Raw genomic sequence first — 20500 nt, 5'->3', positions numbered from 1 at the left:
CGTTAGACGAGGCTTGCAAGAGGAGGACGTCGAAAGCATGCCGCAGGATTTGTCATTCTACTACGCCGCCGTGCCCGCCGTTCTGCTGGTGGGCCTGGCAAAGGGCGGTATGGGCGACGCTTTGTCGCTGATCGGCCTGCCCTTTCTCGCCCTTGTCGTCTCGCCGGTCGAGGCGGCAGCGATCCTGTTGCCGATTCTGGTCTTCATGGACATGATCTCGCTCGTGATCTGGCGCAAGCACGGCGACTGGGCGACGCTGAAGATCATGCTGCCGGGTGCCGTCTTCGGCATCGCGCTGGGCTGGGCGACCTCGGCACTCGTGCCCGGCAATATGCTGCGCATCGTCATCGGCGCGGTGACCATCCTCTTCTGCCTGCGCTATTTCTGGAACAATTATGGCCCGGGCGCCGGCAAGATCGTGCCGCCGCGCGGCCAGCGGCCGGTGGCCGCCGGCCTTTGGGGCACGTTTTCCGGCTACGGCAGCTTCGTCGCCCATGCCGGCGGCGCACCCTTCCAGATCTACGCGCTGCCGCTCAAGCTGCAGCCGCGCGAATATACCGGCACCAGCGTGCGCTTCTTCGCGATCCTCAACGCCATCAAGCTGATCCCCTATTTCGCGCTCGGACAGCTCGACACCCAGAACCTCGCGACCTCCGCGACGCTCCTGCCCTTCGCCCCGCTCGCCACCCTTGCCGGCGCCTGGTGCGTGCGCCGCATGAAGCCGGCGATCTTCTACCCCTTCATGTACGCAATGGCCCTGATCGCCGCCTTCCTCATCATGCGAGAGGGTCTTGGCTGGTAAAGCCCGCCCTGCAGCAATTCTAAGCGTAACAGCGTCCTTAGCGCATCTGAACAGACGCGCAGCGCTGTACCACGCTGCAATGCACAATTTCCTTGCTGGAACGGCCGGTTTGACGTAGCTTTCCCGTCATGTCGAACACGGACCCTTTCTCTGCGATTGCCGATCCGAACCGGCGGTTTCTGCTGGAGGAATTGCGTCGTGCGCCCCGGACCGTCAACGAGCTCGCCGAGGGCCTGCCGATCAGCCGCCCCGCTGTGTCGCAACACCTGAAGGCGCTGCTCGACAGCAACCTCGTCTCGGTGACATCCGAAGGCACGAAACGCATCTACACCGTCAACAACCGCGGTTTCGACAAGCTCAATTTATGGCTGGATCAGTTCTGGGCTTGAAACAGGCTCTCATGACGGCGCTGTTCATTATGATGTGATTTGAAGCTGGCCGCTCGCAAAAGCGCCAGCCGCGATGCCGCTGGCATCGGGCTGGCGCAATTCTGGTGTAAAATCACCGGGTCTTGCTGATTTCAGGCGGAATGGATGGATTTACCTTTTCTTTCGCAAGATGATCGACCGGCGACCCTTGGGAAGATCAGTGGACGGATGACTTGAGACGCATAATCTCGTCCTTGATGCGCAGCTTGCGGCGCTTGCATTCGGCGATTTCCGTATCGGAGATAGAGGGAGCTGTTCTGAGCGCGTGCAGCTCCTCTTCGAGAGCGACATGCTTTTTCTGGAGTGATTCAAGATGAGCTTGAACTGTCATTTGACCCTTCCTTCCTCTTACCCTCCCCGGCCAACATCGTCGGGGATCAAGGTGTCAACGCGGCGGACTGTGACATATTTTTGAAGGCTTGTCGAAGGCCAAAAGATGAAGACTGGATGGCAATTTCATGATCAAGACTAACTAGCCGTTACCCGTATTTGGTGATAGGAGCTTGCGGAAATCATCGGCAGATCGGACAAGGTCCGAGGACGACAACGGGGAATGCATATGGCCGATCAGGAACAGGCGGAAATCAGGCTCACAGTTGCGCGGCTGCGCCAGGAGCACGAGGATTTCGACGCCGCGATCAACGCCATGATCCAGATCGGATGCGACGCTCTGCGGATCCAGCGCATGAAGAAGAAGAAGCTCGTCATCAAGGACAGGCTTTCGAAGCTGGAAGATCAGATCATCCCTGACATCATCGCCTGAGGGGGATAACAATGATGACAGACAGACCGTCCGTCGCCATCATCATGGGCAGCCAGTCAGACTGGGAGACGATGAAGAACGCCGCCGACACGCTGGAGGCGCTTGAGATCCCTTATGACGCGCGCATCATTTCGGCGCATCGCACACCCGACCGGCTGGTCAATTTTGCCAAGGGCGCGCGGGCGGAGGGCTTCAAAGTCATCATCGCCGGTGCCGGCGGCGCCGCCCACCTGCCGGGAATGGCCGCATCGATGACGCCGCTGCCGGTTTTCGGCGTACCGGTCCAATCCAAAACCATGTCAGGCCAGGACAGCCTTCTTTCCATCGTGCAGATGCCGGCCGGCATTCCGGTGGGAACGCTTGCGATCGGCAAGGCCGGCGCGGTCAACGCCGCCCTGCTCGCCGCCGCCGTGCTTGCCCTTTCCGACGAAGAAATCGCCGACCGGCTCGACGAATGGCGCGAGCGCCAGAGTGCTGCCGTCGCCGAATACCCGATGGACGACCTATGACGGCAAGAACGATCGGCATCATCGGCGGCGGCCAACTCGGCCGCATGCTGGCCATTGCCGCCGCCAGGCTGAATTTTCACACAGTCATTCTCGAGCCGCAGGCGGACTGCCCGGCCGCCCAGCTCGCCAACCGGCAGATTACCGCCGCCTATGACGATCCGACGGCACTGGCCGAACTTGCCGATCTCTGCGATGTCGTCACCTACGAATTCGAAAACGTGCCGGTCGCAGCCGCCGAGATGCTCTCCGCAAGCGTATCGGTTTATCCGCCGCCAAAGGCGCTGGAAGCCGCCCAGGACCGCCTCGTCGAAAAGCGTTTCATCAATGGCTGCGGCATAACGACCGCCCGCTTCCACGCGGTCGACAGCCAGGCCGATCTCGAAGCCGCGCTTGAGGATTTCGGCGGCCAGGGCGTGCTGAAGACCCGCCGTCTCGGTTATGACGGCAAAGGCCAGAAGGTTTTCCGCTCGGTGGCCGACAGCGCTGATGGCGCCTATGCCGCGCTCGGCGCCGTGCCGCTGATCCTCGAAAGCTTCGTCGCTTTCGAGCGCGAGATCTCGATCATCGCCGCCCGCGCCACCGACGGTACGGTCGTCTGCTTCGATCCCGCCGAAAATGTCCATCGCAACGGCATCCTCCACACCTCGACGGTTCCGGCTGCGATCTCGCCTGCGACGGCGGACGCCGCGCGCCGATCGGCCGAAAAGATCCTCGCAGCATTGAATTATGTCGGCGTTATCGGCATCGAATTCTTTGTGCTTGCCGATGGCAGCCTGATTGCCAACGAGATGGCGCCGCGCGTCCACAATTCCGGCCACTGGACCGAGGCCGCCTGCGTGGTCAGCCAGTTCGAGCAACATATCCGTGCCGTCGCCGGCCTGCCGCTCGGCAATGCCGATCGCCATTCCGACTGCGTCCTGCAGAACCTGATCGGCGACGATATCCTGGCCGTTCCCGACTGGCTGAAGCGCTCCGATACGCTGGTCCATCTCTACGGCAAGACCGAATGGCGTCCCGGCCGCAAGATGGGCCATGTCACCACCGTGACGCCGAAATCACCGGTTTCGGCCTGAGAAAACACCTTTGCGCCTTGGGAAAAACACCGTCATGCGGTTGACACGGAAAAGGTGACGGGGTATCTGCTCCCCCACCTAAACAGCGCGCCCGACGGCGCGCTTTTGATTGTTAAAAGATACGGGCGAATGTGAATTCCCCCACAGAGATCGCGGATCAGAAAAATGAAGATCAAGAATTCGCTCAAGTCGCTCAAGGCTCGCCACCGTGACAACCGTCTGGTTCGCCGCAAGGGCCGCATCTACATCATCAACAAGCTGAACCCGCGCTACAAGGCTCGTCAGGGCTGATTTCGCGCGTCCGGATCGCTTCGCCCGCGCGGCTTGCGTCGGCAGATATCCGGTGGGTCATTGCGGTGATCACGTCAAATTTGTTTGATCTTCGGCGTTGGCGGGCTAATATGTCCGCCATGCGCTTTTTTGCTTTGACGTCAGCGGCGCTGCCGCTCGCCCTCATCCTCTTCACCGCCACCTTTCCGGCCACTGCGGCGGAAAAGGACGTTATCGTCGAGCAGGCGGATGTCAATTCCTCCCCGAAACAGCACCTCGACCAGCTCTTCAGCCAGCTGAAACGCGAGCGCGACCCCGACAAAGCCAGCGGCATCGCCAATGAGATCCGCATGGAATGGAACGATTCCGGCAGCGCCACCATCAACCTGCTGATGCAGTGGGCCGACAAGGCGATCGAGGAAAAGCGCAATCCCGCCGCGCTCGACTTCCTCGACGAGGCGATTGCGCTGAAACCCGATTATGCCGAAAGCTGGAACCGTCGCGCCACGCTGAATTTCGTCATGGGCAATTATCGCAAGTCGATGTCCGATATCGAACGCGTGCTCGATCTTGAGCCGCGCCATTTCGGCGCGCTCTCCGGCCTGGCGGCGATCCTCAGCAATTCCGGCAACGACCAGCTGACCTTGAAGGCCTGGGAGCGTTTTCTTGATATCTATCCCGCCGAACGTACCGCGCAGGAACAGGCCAACACGCTTGCGGAAAAACTCGCCGGCAACCGCACTTGATCCTCGGGGCGTGATCTTGATCGCCGGTCAAGCCGCGCAATCTAGAACCGGAGACGGGAAACGACGCAAGGCGTCCGCTCTCCGCAAGATAGCCACAACTATCGCCCGTTAAGATCATGCTTGCAGAAGTTTCCGCTCTTCTCGCCCCGCTCGCCGCCGCCATTGGTTGCTCCTCCTACAAGGCGCGGCAATTCGAGCGTACCTATCCGAATATTGGCGAACTGACGGATGTCGGCGGTTACCGCATGAATGCCGTCCATATCGAGCCTCCCGAAAATGCCCATCTGCCGGCCCTCGTCTTCATTCACGGCGCCAGCGGCAATCTGCTCGACCAGGTCGTCGCCTTCCGCGCCGCACTCGAAGGCCGGGCGGAAATGCTGTTCGTCGATCGTCCCGGTCACGGTTATTCCGAACGCGGCGGCCCTGACAACGCCGCGCCCTCCGGTCAGGCCGATGCGGTCGCCAAGCTGATGGAAAAGCGCGGCATTGAAAAAGCTATCATCGTCGGCCATTCCTTCGGCGGCGCGATCACCGCCGCCTTCGGCCTGCGCCATCCCGACAAGACCGCCGGTCTGCTCTTCCTGGCGCCCGCTACCCATCCCTGGCCGGGCGGCATCGACTGGTATTATCACGTGGCCACCGTGCCGGTTCTCGGCTGGCTCTTCAACCACGCGATCGTCGTGCCGCTTGGGCTGAGCCGGCTGGAGCGCGGCACGCTGAACGTCTTCCGCCCCAATCCGCGCCCGGCCGACTACATCGAAAAGACCGGTCCGTCGCTGGTGCTGCGACCCGACGCTTTCCACAACAACGCCGCCGATTTAAAAAGACTGCTTGCCTATGTGAAGCAACAGTCGCCGCTCTATGCGCAGATCACCGCACCGACCGTCATCATCACAGGCGACAGCGACGCGATCGTCTGGGAGCACCTGCATTCGCGCGGCCTGGCCCGCGATATAGCAGGCTCCGAACTCATCACCGTTCGCGGCGTCGGCCACAAGCCGGATTATCTTGCAACCGATGTCGCCATTGCCGCCATCGAGAAGATCGCCGGCAAGCCGCGCGACCTGCAGGCGATCGCCCGCGGCGCCGAGGAGCGGCTCGCCGCCGCATCCCCCGATCGGACGGTCGCGACGACGCCGTCGTTGAGGCCAGGCGCCCTGCACGGCGCATGACTTCGTCGGCTTCGGAACTCGTCACATAAAACCAATCGCTTGCATTGCCGCTAGCTGCCGCAGCCCCATATCTCTCCATCATTGTCCATAGGAGGGGAATTCATGGGCCGCCTGCATATCGGGACGATCTCCGTCATTGCGACACTGTCGCTGAGCCTGACCTCGGCCTTCGCCGCCTCGCCGGCCCCTGTCGAGGCAGAGCACGGCATGGTCGTCACCGCCCAGCATCTGGCGACCGATGTCGGCGTCGAGGTGCTGAAGAGCGGCGGCAATGCTGTCGACGCGGCCGTTGCCGTCGGTTATGCGCTGGCGGTCGTCTATCCCTCGGCCGGCAATCTCGGCGGCGGCGGCTTCATGACCATTCGGCTGAAGGACGGCACCAAGACCTTTCTCGATTTCCGCGAACGCGCGCCGCTTGCCGCCACGAAAACCATGTATCTCGATGCCAAGGGCGATATCGTGCCGCGCGCCAGCCTGGACGGTTATCTTGCCGTCGGCGTTCCTGGCTCGGTTATGGGCTTCGAAACCGCACGCGAGAAATACGGGACAAAGCCGCGCCAGGATCTGATCGCGCCGGCGCTCCGCTTCGCCAGGGAAGGCTACACCCTGGAACAGGGCGATGCCGCAAGTTTCGCCGGCAGCGCCAAGCGCCTCGCCAAAGACGAGGCGGCGGCGAAGATCTTCCTGAAAGCCGATGGCAAACCTTATGCATCGGGCGAAACGCTCCAGCAGCCCGACCTTGCCGCGGTCCTGGCAGCCATATCCGAAAAAGGTCCGGACGCTTTCTACAAGGCGGCGCCCGCCGAGGAGATCGTCAAGGCAAGCCAGGCCAAAGGCGGCATCCTCGCCAGGCAAGATTTCGAGGAATATGCCGTGCGCGAGTTGAAGCCGGTCGAGTGCAATTATCGCGGTTACGACATCATCTCCTCGCCCCCGCCCTCCTCCGGCGGCGTCATCATCTGCGAGATCCTCAACGTTCTCGAAGCTTATCCGCTTTCCTACCTGGGTTACGGGTCAGCCGATACTGTGCATGTCATGGTCGAGGCCATGCGCTACGCCTATGTCGATCGCAACGCTGCGCTCGGCGATCCCGATTTCGTCGAGAACCCGGTCGCAAAGCTCACCGACAAGGCCTATGCCAAGGAGATCGCCGCCAAGATCGATCCCTACAAGGCCGGCATTTCGGCCAACCTGAAACCGCTCGGCGGCAAGGAAAGCACCGAGACGACGCATTATTCGATCATCGACGACGAGGGTAATGCGGTTGCCGTCACCTACACGCTGAACGGTTCCTTCGGCGCCGCCGTCGTGGCCCCTGGCACCGGCGTGCTGCTCAACAACGAGATGGACGACTTCACCTCCAAACCCGGCGTGCCGAACCTCTATGGCCTCGTGCAGGGCGAAGCCAATGCCATCGCACCGAAGAAGACGCCGCTCTCCTCGATGAGCCCGACGATCGTCACCAAGGACGGCAAGCCCTTCATGGTGATCGGCAGTCCCGGCGGCTCGCGCATTATCACCATCACGCTGGAGGCGATCCTCAACGTCGTCGATTTCGGCATGGATATCAGCCAGGCGGTGAACGCGCCGCGCATCCACCATCAATGGCAGCCCGACAAGGTCTATCTCGAACCCTATGCGATTTCGCCCGACACAGAAAAGACCCTCGCCGCCATGGGTTACAGCTTCGACGGCGGCAATGATGCGCCGCTTTGGGGCCAGGCCGCCGGCATCCTCGTCGGCGGCAAAAGTCTCGCCGCCATCGAAAAGGGCGGCGGTGCCCGGTACAATGGCGCCATGGACAGCCGCGCAGCGGAAGGCTCGGCAAGCGGCTACTGACGGCTGGGGAAGCGTGGGCGGCAATCGAAGACTCCATTCATGTCACGGTGACAAAGTCGCCGTTCACAATTGGCTTGCCGCACCCTAAGCATGAGCGAACCCCGCAAGCAGGACGATTCCCGAATGGTCAGCATTGAAATGATTGTCGCCGCCCGCGCCCGTCTGCGCGGTCACGTCAGGCGCACGCCGCTTCTCTCCTCTCCCTTTCTGAACGAGATCGCCGGCAGGCGCCTTTTCGTAAAGGCCGAATGCCTGCAGCATTCCGGCTCGTTCAAGTTTCGCGGCGGCTGGTCGGCCGTCTCCGGTCTCGATCCGGCGGTACGCTCGAGGGGTGTCATCGCCTTTTCCTCCGGCAACCATGCCCAAGGCGTCGCGCTTGCCGCCAAGCTGCACGATGTACCCTGCGTCATCATCATGCCCAGCGACGCACCGAAGCTGAAGATCGCCAACACCCGCGCCTTCGGCGCCGAAGTGGTGCTCTACGACCGTGTTGCCGAGGATCGCGACGCGATCGGCGCCAAGCTCTCGGCCGAGCGCAGCCTGACGCTGATCAAGCCTTTCGACGAACCGCTTGTCATCGCCGGCCAGGGCACGACCGGCCTCGAAATTTCCGAGCAGGCGGAAGAGGAAGGCGTGAAATCAGCCGAAGTCCTCGTGCCCTGCGGCGGCGGCGGATTGACCTCCGGCATCGCGCTCGCGCTCGAAGCCAGCGCTCCCGGCTTTCGCGTCCGCCCCTGCGAACCGAAGGATTTCGACGACACCGCCCGCTCGCTCGCCTCCGGCCGGATCGAACGCAATGCGTCGATATCAGGCTCGCTCTGCGATGCGATCCTGACGCCACAGCCCGGCAATATCACCTTCCCGATCCTCAAGCGCCTCGCCGGCGCCGGCATCGTCGTCACCGACGAGGAGGCGCTGCGCGCCATGGCGCTCGCTTTCGTCAGGCTGAAGATCGTCGTCGAGCCCGGCGGCGCCGTAGCACTCGCCGCCGCCCTCTTCCATGGCGAAGCGCTGGAAAGCGACACGATCGTCGCCGTCACATCGGGCGGCAACGTCGATTCCGACATCTTCGCCATGGCACTCGAACGCTTCGGCTGAGGACATCGTCAGGCAACCGGCCGCCGGCAACGTCCGATGATAAAGTAGGGCATCCGGCTCTCACAAGCCGGATGCCGCATTCAGCCGTCAGATGGAGTGAAGCGCCCGGCGGATTGCCATCTCGACCGGCGAATAGGCGCCGTCCTCCCGTTCAAGCCGAAGAGGTTCGGAAGGTGCCAGGCCGGGCTGCGCCATGAAGCGCGGTTTTTTGCCGCGATGCTTTTGCGCTGCATGGATAAGGAACGGATGGCACAGATAGACCGTGCCCGCCTGCCCTGTCGCCAAGGCCAACGGCCGGTCTTCGCCGACATGCTCCAGCCTCAGATGCGCCATACCCGCCTCGCCCGCCGGTGCCAAAAGGCGGGCGATATCCTTGTGCGAGCCGATGCGGATGCGGGTCGGCGCATCCTCCTCTCTGACATCCGAAAACAGGAAAAGCATCAGCAGCGCCCGCCCGCGCGAGGTGACGTTCACCCGCCAGGCGGAAAAATCCCCTTGCTCGTTCGGATCGGAATCCACACCGGGAAAGCTCAGATCGACATGCCAGCCGGTATCGCCGGGATCGTCCGGATGGGGAAATCGCACCGGGAAACTGCCAAGCCCGGTGCGTGGCTCCCAGCGCCCTTTTCCGACAAGCTGGTCGAACGCCGAATGCAGTAAAGGTGTGTTGACGGCTTTCTCGAACGGTCCTCCTCCATAGCCGGCAAGCCGCACGACGGGCTGCGTCCACGTTCTTGGCTCATCCGCATCGAAGGGTATATCGCGCCACATGATGGCACGAGCTTCCTCCGCCAATTCGCGGGGAAAAGCCTCATCGATCCGGATAAGGCCATCCTCGATGAATTGCTCGATCTGCGCAGCGCTCAGCGCCGGCGGGTAAACATTTGATGTCATGAAATATCTCTCTATCGCCAAACCTGCAGGCCCTTTCCTTGGCCAGATGCAGGGTGGTTACACCAACGGCAACGCGCCAGCCGCGAAGGCTGGTAAGCGACCGCATCTTCCGATGCCCGAAGGCAGAGCTTTAAAGGCTCAAGAAGAAGGCCGTGGCGATATTGACAGTGATCATCTTCATAACAAGCCAAAGCTATAGCCCCGCGACCGCAGGGTCAATGCGAAGATGTCAGGCCGTCTCGCTGAGCGCGCCATGCACCGACTGCAGCACGAGCTCGGCAAGCCGGGCCGCAGCCGGCTGCGGTTCGGCTTCGGCGCGATGCAGGACCAGACCGAGCTTTGGCAAATCAGGCAGGCCGATCGTCTCCGGCGCCAGCGGCCGGACCTTTGCCGGCAGGCCGATCGGTGTGCGGATAGTGATGCCGAGACCGGCCGCCGCCGCTGCCCAGAGACCGCCGAGGCTTGGGCTGACGAAGGCGAGTCGCCAGGAAATGCCCGCCTCGTCAAGTGCCCGGGTCGCCGCGCTGCGCATCAGACACGGCGCCTCCAGCGAGGCGAGCGGCATCGGTTCGCCGCTGGCCGCATGCCAGCCACGCGATCCCTCGGCAGGTCCGATCCAGCGCATCGGCACCTCGCCGATCCGCTCGCAATGCGCCGTCAGCGCGCCGTCGCTCCAGGCAAGCGCCAGATCGAGCTTGCCTGCGGTGACGCGCTCGAGCAGTTCGGCATTGCGCACCACCCGCGCCTCGATCCGCACTTTTGGATGCGCCCGCGCGAAGCGGCCGAGCACCTCCGGCAGCAGGGTCTCGCCGAAATCTTCCTGCAGGCCGAGCCGCACCCAGCCTTCCAGCTCGATGCTATGCACGGCCGCAGCCGCCTCGTCGTTCAACTCCAGCAGCCGCCTGGCATAACCGAGCATCGTCTCGCCGGCATCGGTGAGCGCCAGCCCGCGTCCCGCTTTGCGGAAGATCGGCGTGCCCGCCTGCTCCTCCAGCTTCTTCAGCTGCGCGCTGACCGCCGAGGTTGAGCGTCCGAGCTTTTCGGCCGCCTTGGCGAAATTGCCGAGCTCCATGCCGGTGGAAAAGGTGCGGAGCACATCGAGATCGAAGATCGTCCGTCGCATTACATAGTCCTGATTTTTAGGATCACTTGTTCATAATATTCTGATTTTCAGCATCACCGTGCCGTGCGATGGTGCTGCTGTCAAGGCCGACGACGGCCTGAACCATGGAGATCCCGATGCCCTTCGTTCGCATTTCCCTTCGCAAAGGCAAGTCGCCGGACTATCTCACCGCGCTCGCCGACACCATCCAGCGCGCCCTGGTCGAGACCTTCGACGTGCCGGAAAACGATCGTTTCCAGGCGATCCATCAGCATGACGAGAACGAGCTGATCTTCGACCGCGGCTATCTCGCCGGCCCGCGCTCCGCCGATTTCGTCTATATCTCGATCACCATCGGCAGGCCCCGCACTGCCGAGATGAAGGCGGCCCTCTATCGGCGGCTCGCCGATCTGCTCAGCCAATCGCCGGGCCTGCGGCCCGAGGACGTGATGATCGTCATCAGCACAAGCGCCCCGGAAGACTGGTCCTTCGGCGACGGCATTGCCCAGATGACCAACGCCGATTGGCGGTCGCAGGCGGCCGGAGGCCAAAGATGAGCGCTTCGAACCCGAAGACGATGGCCGTCAGGCGCCCCGGCAAGGCGATCCACTCGCCCGACGGTGTCGCAACCGCGCCTTTCTGGGTCGAGATGCTGCTTGAAGGCAGCGCCGACGGCGAAAACACCGCGATGCGCGCCACACTCGATCCCGGCACCATCACCCGCTGGCATACGCACCCTCGAGGCCAGTTGCTCTACGTGCTTTCGGGACATGGGCTGGCGCAGTGCAGGGATGGTCCCGTCGAGGAACTGCGCGCAGGTGATGCCGTCTGGTTTGCGCCCGGCGAGCGCCATTGGCACGGTGCTGCCGATGACAGCCCCTTCAGCTATCTCAGCATCCAGGCGACGGATAACGGCAGCATCGTCGAATGGCTGCAGCCGGTGGAGGCACGATCATGATCGCCATGCAGTACAGCTTCACCTTGCCCGCCGATTACGACATGTCGATCATCGACCGGCGCATCCGCGACAAAGGTCCGCTGCTCGACGGTTTTCCCAATCTCGGCTTCAAGGCCTATCTCAGCGCCCGTAAGGGCGAATTCGGCAGCCGGGACAATCTTTATGCGCCCTTCTACCTCTGGCAAAGGCCGGAAGGAGCGAGCGACTTCCTCTGCGGCCCGGGATTTGCGGCGCTCACCGGCGCTTTCGGCTGGCCGCAGGTAAAAACCTGGATCATTTGGCAGGCGGAAATCTCGCCCGATATCGCTGCAGCCAGGTTCGCCACCCGCGAGATCCAGCAAATCGAGCCGTACGCGCCGCTTGCCGAGATCCGCCGCGCCGAAAGCGCTGAGACTGAAGCCGATGTTGCGACAGGCGGCGCCCTTGCCTCCGTCTGCGGTTTCGAACCGACGACATGGACGCGGGTACGCTTCAGCCTATGGCGAGCGATCCCCGAGTGCGGCGCGCACATGCAGGCCTATCGCCTCGGTCACCTATCCCTGGCTCGAACCTGAACTCAAACGGTTGCCCGGCGATAGAGGGCGAGCGAACCGGCCAGCGCCAGCAGCGCACCGCCGCAGGCACGCTCCAGCCAGAGGGCGCCTGAGGTTTTCAGCAAGCGTACCGCCTGCGAGCCGAAGAAGGCGTAGCCGAACATGATGAGGAAATCGAGGGCGGCAAAGGTGAGCGCCAGCAGCGCATATTGGGTCGCCTGCGGCAGGGCGGGGTCGATGAACTGCGGCAGGAAGGCCGAGAAGAACAAATAGCCCTTCGGATTGGTCGCCGCGACCATGAAGCTCTTCAGTGCGATCGAAACGGGCGACACCGCCCCCGCAGGCGCGCCGGACTTCAGCACTGCATCGATCGTGCCCTTCGAGCGCAGCAGCATGATGCCGAGAAAGGCGAGATAGGCAGCGCCCGCCCATTTCAGCATCGAGAACCAGAATTCCGATGCCGCCAGCAAGGCGCCGAGCCCGATCGCGACGGCGCCGATCAGCACGAAATCGGAAAGCACCGCGCCGATCATGCCGGCAGCTGCCCGCCGCAGGCCATGCCGCGAACCGTTGGTCAGCGCCAGCAGCACCGTCGGCCCCGGTGTGGCGATGCCGACGAAGGAAACGGCTGCGAAAGCCAGAAGCGTGACGATATTCATAGTGATCCCTCCCAATCCAGGGAGCGAAACTTGCATGCACCGCAGCCCTTGGCAATGCCGCCCCGTCAACGAAAAAGCCCGCCACCTCCGCAAGCGGGAGGCGGCGGGCTTCGAACGGATGCGATCGGATCAGATGCCGCTCTGGCCGTCGGAACCGATATAGGCGATGCGGATCATGTTGGTGGCGCCGGGCGTGCCGAGGGGCACACCGGCCGAGATGATGATGCGATCGCCCGGTTTGCCGAAGCCCTCGTCCGCGACGATGCGGCAGGCGCGGTTGACCATGTCGTCGAGATCGGTCGCGTCATGGGTGACGACGCAATGCAGGCCCCAGACGACTGCAAGGCGGCGTGCCGTCTTGATGATCGGCGACAGCGCCAGGATCGGCACCTGCGGACGCTCACGCGAGGCGCGAAGGCCTGTCGTGCCCGACGAGGTGTAACAGACGATCGCCGACAGCTTCAGCGTTTCGGCAATCTGGCGCGCGGCGAGCGAGATCGCATCGGCGCCAGTCGCTTCCGGCTGGGCCCGCTGGGCATAGATGATGCCGGGATAATGCGGCTCGCGCTCGATGGCGGTGGCAATCGACGCCATGGTCGAGACGGCTTCGACCGGATAGTCGCCCGAGGCCGATTCGGCCGAGAGCATGACGGCATCGGCGCCTTCGAAGACGGCGGTCGCGACGTCGGACACTTCGGCGCGCGTCGGCACCGGGGCGGAGATCATCGATTCCAGCATCTGCGTGGCGACGACCACCGGCTTGCCCGAACGGCGGCAGGCGCGGATCAGCTGCTTCTGGATGCCGGGAACGGATTCAAGCGGCATTTCGACGCCGAGATCGCCGCGGGCGACCATCAATGCGTCGGAAAGCTCGATGATTTCCTCGATACGTTCAAGGGCCTGCGGCTTTTCGATCTTCGACATCAGGCCGACGCGGCCACGGGCGATCTTGCGCACTTCTGCAAGGTCGTCGGGACGCTGGACGAAGGACAGCGCCACCCAGTCGACATCGTCGGTGGCGAGCACGGCGTCGAGATCGGCGCGGTCCTTATCCGTCAGAGCGCCGACGCCGAGCAGCGTGTCGGGAAGGCTGACGCCCTTGCGGTCGGATATGCGCGTGCCCGAAATAACGGTGGTGACGATGCTCTTGCCGTCGCATTTTTCGGCGCGCAGCGCCAGCTTGCCGTCGTCGATCAGCAGGCGGTGGCCAGGCTGCACCGATTCCAGAATTTCGGGATGCGGCAGATAGACGCGGTTCTGATCGCCGAGCGCTTCGTTGTTGTCGAGCGTGAAGGTCTGGCCGGGCTTCAGGTCGACCTTGCTGTCGACGAATTTGCCGACACGCAGTTTCGGTCCCTGCAGATCGGCGAGAATGCCGATCGGCCGGCCGGAGCGGGCTTCGACCGAGCGAATGCGCTGGATCAGCGTACGCATCATGTCATGGTTTGCATGGCTCATATTGATGCGGAAGACATCGGCACCGGCCTGGTGCAGCTTCTCGATCATCGATTCCTCGGCGGAGGCGGGCCCGAGGGTGGCGAGGATTTTAATTTTGCGATTACGCTTCATCAATTCTGGCTTTCTTGCGTCCCTGGGGTGTCGGAGAGTTGGACCATCCAGCTGCCCTGGCGGCCCGTATCGTATTCCTTGAATCCCATCTTCTGGTAACCGCGGGCATAACAATCCTGCACACCCGTGATCTTGAACTCGTTTTCCGCCACGCACATCTGCACGTCACCCGTCCAACGTCCTCCCCGGGCGGCGTCCTCTGCGTAGAGGTAATAATAACGCGATTGCAATTCTCCCTCGATCAACGTGGCGCAGGTCGTTGCCGGCACCTGCCACCAGCCTTCAGTCATCCAGCCATCCTTGGCCCGATAGCCGATCGCGACGCCGACGAGATTTTGCGTTCCGTTGCAGACGCGAAAATCGGCGCGTGCGGCATCTGCAATAAAAAACGGCATGACAGCTGCAAGAGCGAACAAAGCGAGACGGACCAGCGGTCCGGACCGCGTGAGGAAACTTGGCGCGGCTTGGATCAACACGGCTCCCAAATAGCTCCACGGTTATTCGTATCCGTGTCTTCTTGCGCCGCCGTCAAGCGAAAGTCAACGCAATGCTAATCGATTATATTTCCTTTCACAAACCGCCCGTCGAGGGTTCGGCTCAGCCTCTGTCCGACTGCGGCGCTTGAACGTGACGCAGACGGATGCGATCACTGCGCCCGACCGCGCCCGACGACCCAATGACGATCGGTAATTCCTGATGGACGACTTCCAATCCTTCGAAATCCTATCCGGCAAACATGACAAAGGCATGGTGATCCTCGCCGATCACGCGATGAACCGCCTTCCCGCGAGATATGGCCGGCTCGGCCTGCCCGAGACGGCTTTCGCCCGTCACATCGCCTATGACATCGGCATCGAGGGTCTTACGAGGCAGCTTTCGGAAAGCCTCGGCGTCCCAGCGGTGCTCGGCGGCTTCTCGCGCCTGCTGATCGACCCGAACCGCGGCGAGGACGATCCGACGCTGATCATGAAAATATCCGACGGCGCCGTCATATCAGGCAATCATCCGATCACGCCGCAGGAATGGGACGACCGGATCGCAACCTTCCACCGCCCCTATCACCATGCCGTGGCCGCAACGATCGACAGTGTGGCGAACGCCACCGGCCGGGCGCCGCTGGTGCTGTCGCTGCATTCCTTCACGCCGGCCTGGAAGGGCGTTCCCCGCCCCTGGCACGCCGCTGTGCTCTGGGACAGCGACGGCCGAGCCGTCGCTCCGCTGCTCGACCTGCTGCGCGCCGATCCCGATCTCATCGTCGGCGACAACGAACCCTATGACGGCGCGCTGAAGGGCGATACCATGTACCGCCACTGCATGATGACAGGCATTCCGCACGCGCTGCTTGAGGTGCGCCAGGATCTGATTGCGGACGAGGCCGGCATATCCGCATGGGCCGAACGCCTGACGCCGATCTTTGCGGCGATGAATGCCGATCCCGCCTTGCACGAATATGACGTCCACCTCTCGCGCACGGGTCCTTATTAAAGGCCCCTCTTAATAGAAAGGAGAGCGGGATGAGCACGCTCAGCAAGAAACAGCAGACTGAATTCGAGGCCGCCGCCTTCCGCCGCCTCCTCGCGCATCTTCGCGACCGCGGCGATGTTCAGAACATCGACCTGATGAACCTGGCCGGCTTCTGCCGCAACTGCCTGTCGAACTGGTACCGCGAAGCCGCCGAGGCCGATGGCGTCCCGATGACCAAGGACGAATCGCGCGAGATGGTCTATGGCATGCCTTATGAAGACTGGAAGAATCTTCACCAGAACGAGGCCTCGCCTGTGCAAAAGGCTGCTTTTGAACTGAACAACCCGCACAAATAGCTTAGGCGGCCGACAACGGGCTTGACCGTGACGCCGCTTCACGGCAGTCACGTGCCTTCAAAATTGATCATCCCCAACCAGGAGAACACGATGTCTGATGCTCATGGCGTCGCCCGCGACCAGCTTCGCGCTTTCATCGAGCGCATTGAACGGCTGGAAGAAGAAAAGAAGACCATCGCCGACGACATCAAGGACGTCTATGGCGAAGCCAAGGGAATGGGCTTCGATACTAAGATCCTGAAGAAGGTCGTGGCGCTGCGCAAAAAGGACGAGCAGGAGCGCATGGAAGAGGAAGCTATCCTCGACACCTACCTGCACGCGCTGGGCATGATCGAGTCGCCGCCGGAAGGCTGATACGCCTCGCACCGCTGATAATGCCGACAAGCCGCTGGAGCGATCCGGCGGCTTTCCTTTGTCCGTAGGCGCCGGCTCGACAGCCATCTGCCGTGTCGACCCGCCAAAAGAAAAACCGCCGGATCGCTCCGGCGGTTTTTGATATTTCCTGATCGGCGAACTCAGTTCGTATTGAACTTGCGCACTTCCATGAAGTTGACAGCCGTGCCGCTGAAGCGGGCAGGATCGACCGAAGCGGTTTTGACATTGAAGCCCTCGGCATAGACAGCGGTCGGCTGGGCGCGCATCGTCTGGCTGACGAAACGCGGTGCCTTGACCTGCTTGGAGGCCATTTCGAGGCGGGCATTGGTCAGTGCCCACTGCGAGATCATCTTTTCCGTCAGCTTCGGCTCGGTCCGAACCGTCGTGCGGCTGGCATCGGCTGCGGCGGCTTCCTTCTGCGTCGGGCGGCGGCCCTTGGCGGGAAGTCCCTGGCTCGCGGCGCTATCGGCGGCCGGTTGGTCGAAGCCGTCGCCAAAGCTTGCCGATTTGGTCATCGGCGGCGCCAGGGCTGCGAGCTCGAGCGGCGGCTTTGCGGCAGGCGCCTTTTGCGTCATCGCGGCATTGATCGCCTGCTCCACCGTCATCTCAGGCGCCTTCGCGATCTGACTTTCCCCCTCGTTGCGCTGCTGCTCGAGCGCATCGGCAACGGCGGGAGACAGAGCATCCTGTTCGGCTTCGTCGGCCTCGGCTTCCGGATCGGCATCGGCCGCGGCAAGAAGGTTCTCGGCAACGGCAGGGCGTTCGATCGGCGTCGGAACCGGCAGGCCGTTGTTGCCTATCAGCGACGCAACCTCGGCATCGCCAGGCGCGCGGCGCGGGCCGAGAAGCGAGGGAACCGGAATGCTGTAGGCGCTGAGATCGGCAAACTGCTGCGGCTGGGCCTGATCGGCCGGAAGGGCCGCTGCAAGAGCCTGTTGCGCGGCGTTACCCGAAGGCGGCGCGATGAGCGCGCTCGCCACGTCGCTGCCGGCCGGCTGATTGCTGAATGCCGGGCGAACCTGCGGCACCGGCGCGTTCAGATCGGCGACTTCGGTCTGCTGCGGCTCGACAGGCGCCGGCGCGGGCGCAGCCTTCGGCGGCGTTGCCTTGGCGACGGCCACAGGCGTCGAATCGTCCGAATCGTCTTCCTGCTCGTCCGCTCCGCCGCCAAACAGCGCAGCAAACAGCGTCTTGTGCTTCGGCGCCGATTCGGAAGCGCTGGCGATCTCGATCTGCGTGCCGCTGACGCGGCGCTTATAGTCGGCCATGGCCTGCTGATAGCCCGGCAGCGGCTTACCGTCAGCCGGAATATGAATGGTGTTGCCGTTCGGGAAAAGCCGGACCAGCTCGTCACGGCTCATGCGCGGCCAGGCGCGAACGCCGCCGACATCCATATGCACGAAGGGCGAACCCGATTTCGGATAGAAGCCGACGCCGCCGACCTGCATCTTCATGCCGATCCCACGCAAAGTCGCGAGTTTGACGTCCGGAATAAAGAAGTCCATCGCCTTGCCGAGCATATGTTGGCTCTTTTCGGCGACGCCGGAGTTGCGCGAGCGGCCGCGCAGCATCTCGTTGGTACCCGGCGAACGGAAACCGCAGACGACGTTGATATAATCCCGCGAACCGCTCTGGCGATAGACTTCCCAGATCAGGTCGAACAGCCGCGGATCCATCTTCGTCGGCTGGTTCTTGCGCCAGTCGCGCAGGAAGCGGTTCAGCTGCTCCAGACCCTTGGGGTCGAACTTGCCGTTGCGCTTGTAGGTGATCACGGCTTTTTCGCCGGTATGGATGAAATAGAGTTTGAGGCTACGGGTGTCGCCCGCAGCCTCAGAAGGTGTACTAACGAATACCGGTGAGGAAACCGCGACCGCAAGAAGGGCGGCCGCTGCCGTCCTTGCTACCTTTCCGCAGATGTCGGCGCACAACGAACGCCAGCTCAAGCGCGAAGGCTTGGAATTCCCATTCAGATTCGGCAACTCGATCCCCGTCAGACAGACAATGTCCCGTACTGTCTCAGATGACTGTCAAATGCGGTCACACGATGGCAAAAATGCCACACATGATCAACCTTTTCTTTACATAGTGAACGGGCCACTAACAAGTGGTTTATGATCAGTAACAAATCGTGGTTGCCTTAGTCTTAACAAAAAGCGCTTAAGCCGCATCTTTCTGGGGATTATCGGGGTCTATGCCGTAATCTTTCAGTTTGCGATAAAGTGTGGATCGGCCGATGCCAAGTTTGCGCGCCACTTGACTCATTTGCCCGCGATAGAATTTGAGCGCGAATCGGATGAGCTCCTCCTCGACATCGGCAAGCCTGCGCACGTCGCCGGCGGGATTGACGCTGGCGATGGCGTTTTCCGAGGTTTCGGACAGACGGTGGTGCACCTCGCCCGAGATCGACGCCTTGAACTCCTCGCCATAGCTGTCGTCGGGATCGAGGCCGGTATTGTCGGCAACGAGCGCCAGGTGATCCACGACTTCGTATTCCGGCAGCTGGGCGGCGATCTGCGGGAAGTCCCCCTCGGTCAGCTCCGGCCCTTCGGCGAGAACGACTGCGCGGAAGATCGCATTTTCGAGCTGGCGGATATTGCCCGGCCAGTCATAGGCGGTCAGCAAGGCCAGCGCGCCTGCGTTCACCGTCATGCGGCGGCCATTCTTCTGCTCGCTGGAGAAGCGGTCGGCAAAGACCCGCACCAGATGCGGAATGTCTTCCTTGCGCTTGCGCAGCGCCGGAATGGTGATCGGGAAGACGTTGAGGCGATAGTAAAGATCCTCGCGGAAATGGCCGTTCTTGACCTCCTCGATCAGATCCTTGTTGGTCGCCGAAATCAGCCGGACATTGACCTTATGCGCGGTGCGCGCGCCGACGGTCTCGATCTCGCCCTGCTGCACGGCGCGCAACAGCTTCACCTGCACCTCGAGCGGCAGGTCGCCGATCTCATCGAGGAAGATGGTGCCGCCGTCAGCTTCCATGAATTTGCCGATATGGCGCTCGGTTGCGCCTGTGAAGGCGCCCTTCTCGTGGCCAAAGAGAATGCTCTCGACGAGATTGTGCGGGATCGCTCCGCAATTGACCGTGACGAAAGGCTTGTTCGAGCGGTCGCCGCCGGACTGGATGGCACGCGCCACCAGTTCCTTGCCGACGCCGGATTCGCCTTCGAGCACGACCGGGATGTTGGACTGCGCCGCCCGCTGGGCGAGATCGATGACGCGGAGCATCGCCGGACTTGCCGATACGATGTCGTCGAAGCCGACCGAGCCCGAGCGCGACCGGCGTCCGGCCCGTGCCTTCACTTCGCGCTGGTCGAGCTTCATCGCGTTCGAGATCGAGGTGGCGATGCGTTCGGGCGAGACCGGCTTGACGACGAAATCGAAGGCGCCGGCGCGCATTGCCTGCACCACCGTTTCGATGCCGCCTTGCCCCGTCTGCACGATGACGGGAATCTGCGTGCCGAATTCATGAAGCGCGTCGAGGAATTCGAGGCCGGTCATCTCCGGCATCATCAGGTCGAGCACGATGACGTTGAAAAGGCCGCTGTCGCGTTTGACCATTTCCAGGCCGATACGGCCGTTTTCCGCCTGGTGCACGACATGGCCGTGACGCTCGATTGCGTTCTTGAGCAGGCGGCGCTGCACCGGGTCGTCCTCGACCACGAGGATTTGCCCTGCTCCCTTGAGCTCATTGTAACCGGTCATTGTCGCCTCACTTCATGCGAAACCATGAAGCGCACTCTGACAGGAAGGCTTGAACATCCAGTTTTGAGAAACAATTGCATTTTAACGATTGGAACGGGTCGTTTTCGTGCCGAAGCGACGCCTTTCATGCGCCGAAAGGCCCTTGATGCCGGGCCTTCTCGCGCTTATTCAAGCAGACCTGTTATGAA

At 62.4% G+C, this 20500-nt stretch carries 24 protein-coding genes; 16 read left to right on the top strand and 8 right to left on the bottom strand.

Going from position 1 to position 20500, the window contains the following annotated elements:
• The first annotated feature begins 37 nt into the window (after window positions 1-37).
• Window positions 38-802 (top strand): sulfite exporter TauE/SafE family protein, encoded by a 765-nt coding sequence (locus ATY75_RS11440; RefSeq protein WP_088937623.1) that lies wholly within the window; start codon window positions 38-40, stop codon window positions 800-802.
• A gap of 128 nt (window positions 803-930) precedes the next feature.
• The gene (locus tag ATY75_RS11435; RefSeq protein WP_003542830.1) at window positions 931-1191 is read left to right on the top strand and encodes a metalloregulator ArsR/SmtB family transcription factor; all 261 of its coding nucleotides are present in this window, start codon (window positions 931-933) and stop codon (window positions 1189-1191) included.
• Window positions 1192-1387: 196 nt separating this feature from the next.
• Here the strand turns inward: ATY75_RS11435 and ATY75_RS11430 are convergent, their stop codons facing one another.
• A complete protein-coding gene (locus tag ATY75_RS11430) occupies window positions 1388-1561 on the bottom strand; it encodes a DUF465 domain-containing protein (protein WP_003566443.1) in 174 nt (57 codons plus the stop codon).
• Window positions 1562-1789: 228 nt separating this feature from the next.
• Here ATY75_RS11430 and ATY75_RS11425 point away from each other — a divergent pair, with 228 nt between their 5' ends.
• The 8 genes from ATY75_RS11425 to ATY75_RS11390 all read left to right on the top strand — a co-directional run bounded on the left by ATY75_RS11425 (window position 1790) and on the right by ATY75_RS11390 (window position 8700).
• Entirely contained in the window at window positions 1790-1993 is a 204-nt protein-coding gene (locus ATY75_RS11425) for a YdcH family protein (RefSeq protein ID WP_003566445.1), read from the top strand.
• 14 nt (window positions 1994-2007) lie between these two features.
• A complete protein-coding gene (purE, locus tag ATY75_RS11420) occupies window positions 2008-2502 on the top strand; it encodes a 5-(carboxyamino)imidazole ribonucleotide mutase (protein WP_037078966.1) in 495 nt (164 codons plus the stop codon).
• On the top strand, window positions 2499-3575 hold the full coding sequence (locus ATY75_RS11415; protein WP_088937622.1) for a 5-(carboxyamino)imidazole ribonucleotide synthase: 1077 nt from the start codon (window positions 2499-2501) through the stop codon (window positions 3573-3575). Before purE ends, ATY75_RS11415 begins: the two co-directional genes overlap by 4 nt.
• 165 nt (window positions 3576-3740) lie before the next feature.
• Entirely contained in the window at window positions 3741-3866 is a 126-nt protein-coding gene (gene ykgO / locus ATY75_RS11410; RefSeq protein WP_003582204.1) for a type B 50S ribosomal protein L36, read from the top strand.
• A 110-nt stretch (window positions 3867-3976) separates the two neighbouring features.
• Window positions 3977-4591 carry a hypothetical protein gene (locus ATY75_RS11405; RefSeq protein WP_088937621.1) on the top strand — a complete coding sequence of 205 codons (615 nt, stop codon included), beginning with the start codon at window positions 3977-3979 and terminating at the stop codon, window positions 4589-4591.
• 116 nt (window positions 4592-4707) lie between these two features.
• On the top strand, window positions 4708-5763 hold the full coding sequence (locus ATY75_RS11400; RefSeq protein ID WP_088937620.1) for an alpha/beta hydrolase: 1056 nt from the start codon (window positions 4708-4710) through the stop codon (window positions 5761-5763).
• A 102-nt stretch (window positions 5764-5865) separates the two neighbouring features.
• Window positions 5866-7602: a gamma-glutamyltransferase gene (gene ggt / locus ATY75_RS11395; protein ID WP_088937619.1), complete on the top strand. Its 1737-nt coding sequence runs from the start codon at window positions 5866-5868 to the stop codon at window positions 7600-7602.
• 123 nt (window positions 7603-7725) lie between these two features.
• Complete coding sequence (locus ATY75_RS11390; protein WP_088937618.1) at window positions 7726-8700, top strand: threonine/serine dehydratase; 975 nt, start codon at window positions 7726-7728, stop codon at window positions 8698-8700.
• A gap of 87 nt (window positions 8701-8787) precedes the next feature.
• On the opposite strand, the gene ATY75_RS11385 is transcribed toward ATY75_RS11390, so the two are convergent.
• On the bottom strand, window positions 8788-9594 hold the full coding sequence (locus ATY75_RS11385; RefSeq protein ID WP_088937617.1) for a phytanoyl-CoA dioxygenase family protein: 807 nt from the start codon (window positions 9592-9594) through the stop codon (window positions 8788-8790).
• 229 nt (window positions 9595-9823) lie between these two features.
• A complete protein-coding gene (locus ATY75_RS11380) occupies window positions 9824-10717 on the bottom strand; it encodes a LysR substrate-binding domain-containing protein (RefSeq protein WP_088937616.1) in 894 nt (297 codons plus the stop codon).
• Between the two features lie 116 nt (window positions 10718-10833).
• On the opposite strand from ATY75_RS11380, the gene ATY75_RS11375 reads away from it, so the two are divergent.
• The 3 genes from ATY75_RS11375 to ATY75_RS11365 are packed head-to-tail and all read left to right on the top strand — an operon-like array spanning window position 10834 to window position 12208.
• The gene (locus ATY75_RS11375) at window positions 10834-11253 is read left to right on the top strand and encodes a tautomerase family protein (protein ID WP_088937615.1); all 420 of its coding nucleotides are present in this window, start codon (window positions 10834-10836) and stop codon (window positions 11251-11253) included.
• Complete coding sequence (locus ATY75_RS11370) at window positions 11250-11654, top strand: cupin domain-containing protein (RefSeq protein WP_088937614.1); 405 nt, start codon at window positions 11250-11252, stop codon at window positions 11652-11654. Before ATY75_RS11375 ends, ATY75_RS11370 begins: the two co-directional genes overlap by 4 nt.
• Window positions 11651-12208, top strand: coding sequence for a DUF4865 family protein (locus tag ATY75_RS11365; protein WP_088937613.1), 558 nt, complete (start codon window positions 11651-11653; stop codon window positions 12206-12208). Before ATY75_RS11370 ends, ATY75_RS11365 begins: the two co-directional genes overlap by 4 nt.
• 2 nt (window positions 12209-12210) lie before the next feature.
• On the opposite strand, the gene ATY75_RS11360 is transcribed toward ATY75_RS11365, so the two are convergent.
• The 3 genes from ATY75_RS11360 to ATY75_RS11350 form a co-directional block, all read right to left on the bottom strand.
• Window positions 12211-12846, bottom strand: coding sequence for a LysE family translocator (locus ATY75_RS11360; protein ID WP_088937612.1), 636 nt, complete (start codon window positions 12844-12846; stop codon window positions 12211-12213).
• A gap of 129 nt (window positions 12847-12975) precedes the next feature.
• Entirely contained in the window at window positions 12976-14415 is a 1440-nt protein-coding gene (gene pyk / locus ATY75_RS11355; RefSeq protein ID WP_064840679.1) for a pyruvate kinase, read from the bottom strand.
• Window positions 14415-14900 carry a DUF1036 domain-containing protein gene (locus tag ATY75_RS11350; RefSeq protein WP_088937611.1) on the bottom strand — a complete coding sequence of 162 codons (486 nt, stop codon included), beginning with the start codon at window positions 14898-14900 and terminating at the stop codon, window positions 14415-14417. The genes pyk and ATY75_RS11350 overlap by 1 nt, the downstream gene beginning before the upstream one ends.
• A gap of 211 nt (window positions 14901-15111) precedes the next feature.
• Here ATY75_RS11350 and ATY75_RS11345 point away from each other — a divergent pair, with 211 nt between their 5' ends.
• The 3 genes from ATY75_RS11345 to ATY75_RS11335 all read left to right on the top strand — a co-directional run bounded on the left by ATY75_RS11345 (window position 15112) and on the right by ATY75_RS11335 (window position 16589).
• The gene (locus ATY75_RS11345) at window positions 15112-15900 is read left to right on the top strand and encodes an N-formylglutamate amidohydrolase (protein ID WP_088937610.1); all 789 of its coding nucleotides are present in this window, start codon (window positions 15112-15114) and stop codon (window positions 15898-15900) included.
• A gap of 29 nt (window positions 15901-15929) precedes the next feature.
• On the top strand, window positions 15930-16235 hold the full coding sequence (locus ATY75_RS11340) for a DUF1244 domain-containing protein (RefSeq protein ID WP_064840681.1): 306 nt from the start codon (window positions 15930-15932) through the stop codon (window positions 16233-16235).
• 90 nt (window positions 16236-16325) lie between these two features.
• Window positions 16326-16589, top strand: a complete 264-nt coding sequence (locus ATY75_RS11335; RefSeq protein WP_003585771.1) for a DUF2312 domain-containing protein — start codon at window positions 16326-16328, stop codon at window positions 16587-16589.
• A 161-nt stretch (window positions 16590-16750) separates the two neighbouring features.
• On the opposite strand, the gene ATY75_RS11330 is transcribed toward ATY75_RS11335, so the two are convergent.
• Window positions 16751-18589, bottom strand: a complete 1839-nt coding sequence (locus ATY75_RS11330; RefSeq protein ID WP_088937609.1) for a DUF882 domain-containing protein — start codon at window positions 18587-18589, stop codon at window positions 16751-16753.
• 178 nt (window positions 18590-18767) lie between these two features.
• Complete coding sequence (locus tag ATY75_RS11325) at window positions 18768-20312, bottom strand: sigma-54 dependent transcriptional regulator (protein WP_088937608.1); 1545 nt, start codon at window positions 20310-20312, stop codon at window positions 18768-18770.
• Between the last annotated feature and the right edge of the window lie 188 nt (window positions 20313-20500).

It is taken from the genome of Rhizobium sp. N122 (assembly GCF_002211295.1).
Lineage (GTDB): Bacteria > Pseudomonadota > Alphaproteobacteria > Rhizobiales > Rhizobiaceae > Rhizobium.
The sequence above is the reverse complement of the archived record's forward strand: the minus strand, read 5'-3'. Positions and strand labels throughout refer to the sequence as shown.

What these genes read in the sequence shown, in the direction of transcription:
- pyk (WP_064840679.1), bottom strand. Translation starts at nt 14,415, where the DNA reads ATGAAGCGTAATCGCAAAATTAAAATCCTCGCCACCCTCGGGCCCGCC.
- ATY75_RS11335 (WP_003585771.1), top strand. Translation starts at nt 16,326, where the DNA reads ATGTCTGATGCTCATGGCGTCGCCCGCGACCAGCTTCGCGCTTTCATC.
- ATY75_RS11325 (WP_088937608.1), bottom strand. Translation starts at nt 20,312, where the DNA reads ATGACCGGTTACAATGAGCTCAAGGGAGCAGGGCAAATCCTCGTGGTC.
- ATY75_RS11365 (WP_088937613.1), top strand. Translation starts at nt 11,651, where the DNA reads ATGATCGCCATGCAGTACAGCTTCACCTTGCCCGCCGATTACGACATG.
- ATY75_RS11440 (WP_088937623.1), top strand. Translation starts at nt 38, where the DNA reads ATGCCGCAGGATTTGTCATTCTACTACGCCGCCGTGCCCGCCGTTCTG.
- ATY75_RS11425 (WP_003566445.1), top strand. Translation starts at nt 1,790, where the DNA reads ATGGCCGATCAGGAACAGGCGGAAATCAGGCTCACAGTTGCGCGGCTG.
- ATY75_RS11345 (WP_088937610.1), top strand. Translation starts at nt 15,112, where the DNA reads ATGGACGACTTCCAATCCTTCGAAATCCTATCCGGCAAACATGACAAA.
- ATY75_RS11405 (WP_088937621.1), top strand. Translation starts at nt 3,977, where the DNA reads ATGTCCGCCATGCGCTTTTTTGCTTTGACGTCAGCGGCGCTGCCGCTC.
- ATY75_RS11430 (WP_003566443.1), bottom strand. Translation starts at nt 1,561, where the DNA reads ATGACAGTTCAAGCTCATCTTGAATCACTCCAGAAAAAGCATGTCGCT.
- ATY75_RS11390 (WP_088937618.1), top strand. Translation starts at nt 7,726, where the DNA reads ATGGTCAGCATTGAAATGATTGTCGCCGCCCGCGCCCGTCTGCGCGGT.
- ATY75_RS11370 (WP_088937614.1), top strand. Translation starts at nt 11,250, where the DNA reads ATGAGCGCTTCGAACCCGAAGACGATGGCCGTCAGGCGCCCCGGCAAG.
- ATY75_RS11340 (WP_064840681.1), top strand. Translation starts at nt 15,930, where the DNA reads ATGAGCACGCTCAGCAAGAAACAGCAGACTGAATTCGAGGCCGCCGCC.
- ATY75_RS11415 (WP_088937622.1), top strand. Translation starts at nt 2,499, where the DNA reads ATGACGGCAAGAACGATCGGCATCATCGGCGGCGGCCAACTCGGCCGC.
- ATY75_RS11400 (WP_088937620.1), top strand. Translation starts at nt 4,708, where the DNA reads ATGCTTGCAGAAGTTTCCGCTCTTCTCGCCCCGCTCGCCGCCGCCATT.
- ATY75_RS11435 (WP_003542830.1), top strand. Translation starts at nt 931, where the DNA reads ATGTCGAACACGGACCCTTTCTCTGCGATTGCCGATCCGAACCGGCGG.
- ATY75_RS11385 (WP_088937617.1), bottom strand. Translation starts at nt 9,594, where the DNA reads ATGACATCAAATGTTTACCCGCCGGCGCTGAGCGCTGCGCAGATCGAG.
- purE (WP_037078966.1), top strand. Translation starts at nt 2,008, where the DNA reads ATGACAGACAGACCGTCCGTCGCCATCATCATGGGCAGCCAGTCAGAC.
- ggt (WP_088937619.1), top strand. Translation starts at nt 5,866, where the DNA reads ATGGGCCGCCTGCATATCGGGACGATCTCCGTCATTGCGACACTGTCG.
- ATY75_RS11380 (WP_088937616.1), bottom strand. Translation starts at nt 10,717, where the DNA reads ATGCGACGGACGATCTTCGATCTCGATGTGCTCCGCACCTTTTCCACC.
- ATY75_RS11360 (WP_088937612.1), bottom strand. Translation starts at nt 12,846, where the DNA reads ATGAATATCGTCACGCTTCTGGCTTTCGCAGCCGTTTCCTTCGTCGGC.
- ATY75_RS11375 (WP_088937615.1), top strand. Translation starts at nt 10,834, where the DNA reads ATGCCCTTCGTTCGCATTTCCCTTCGCAAAGGCAAGTCGCCGGACTAT.
- ykgO (WP_003582204.1), top strand. Translation starts at nt 3,741, where the DNA reads ATGAAGATCAAGAATTCGCTCAAGTCGCTCAAGGCTCGCCACCGTGAC.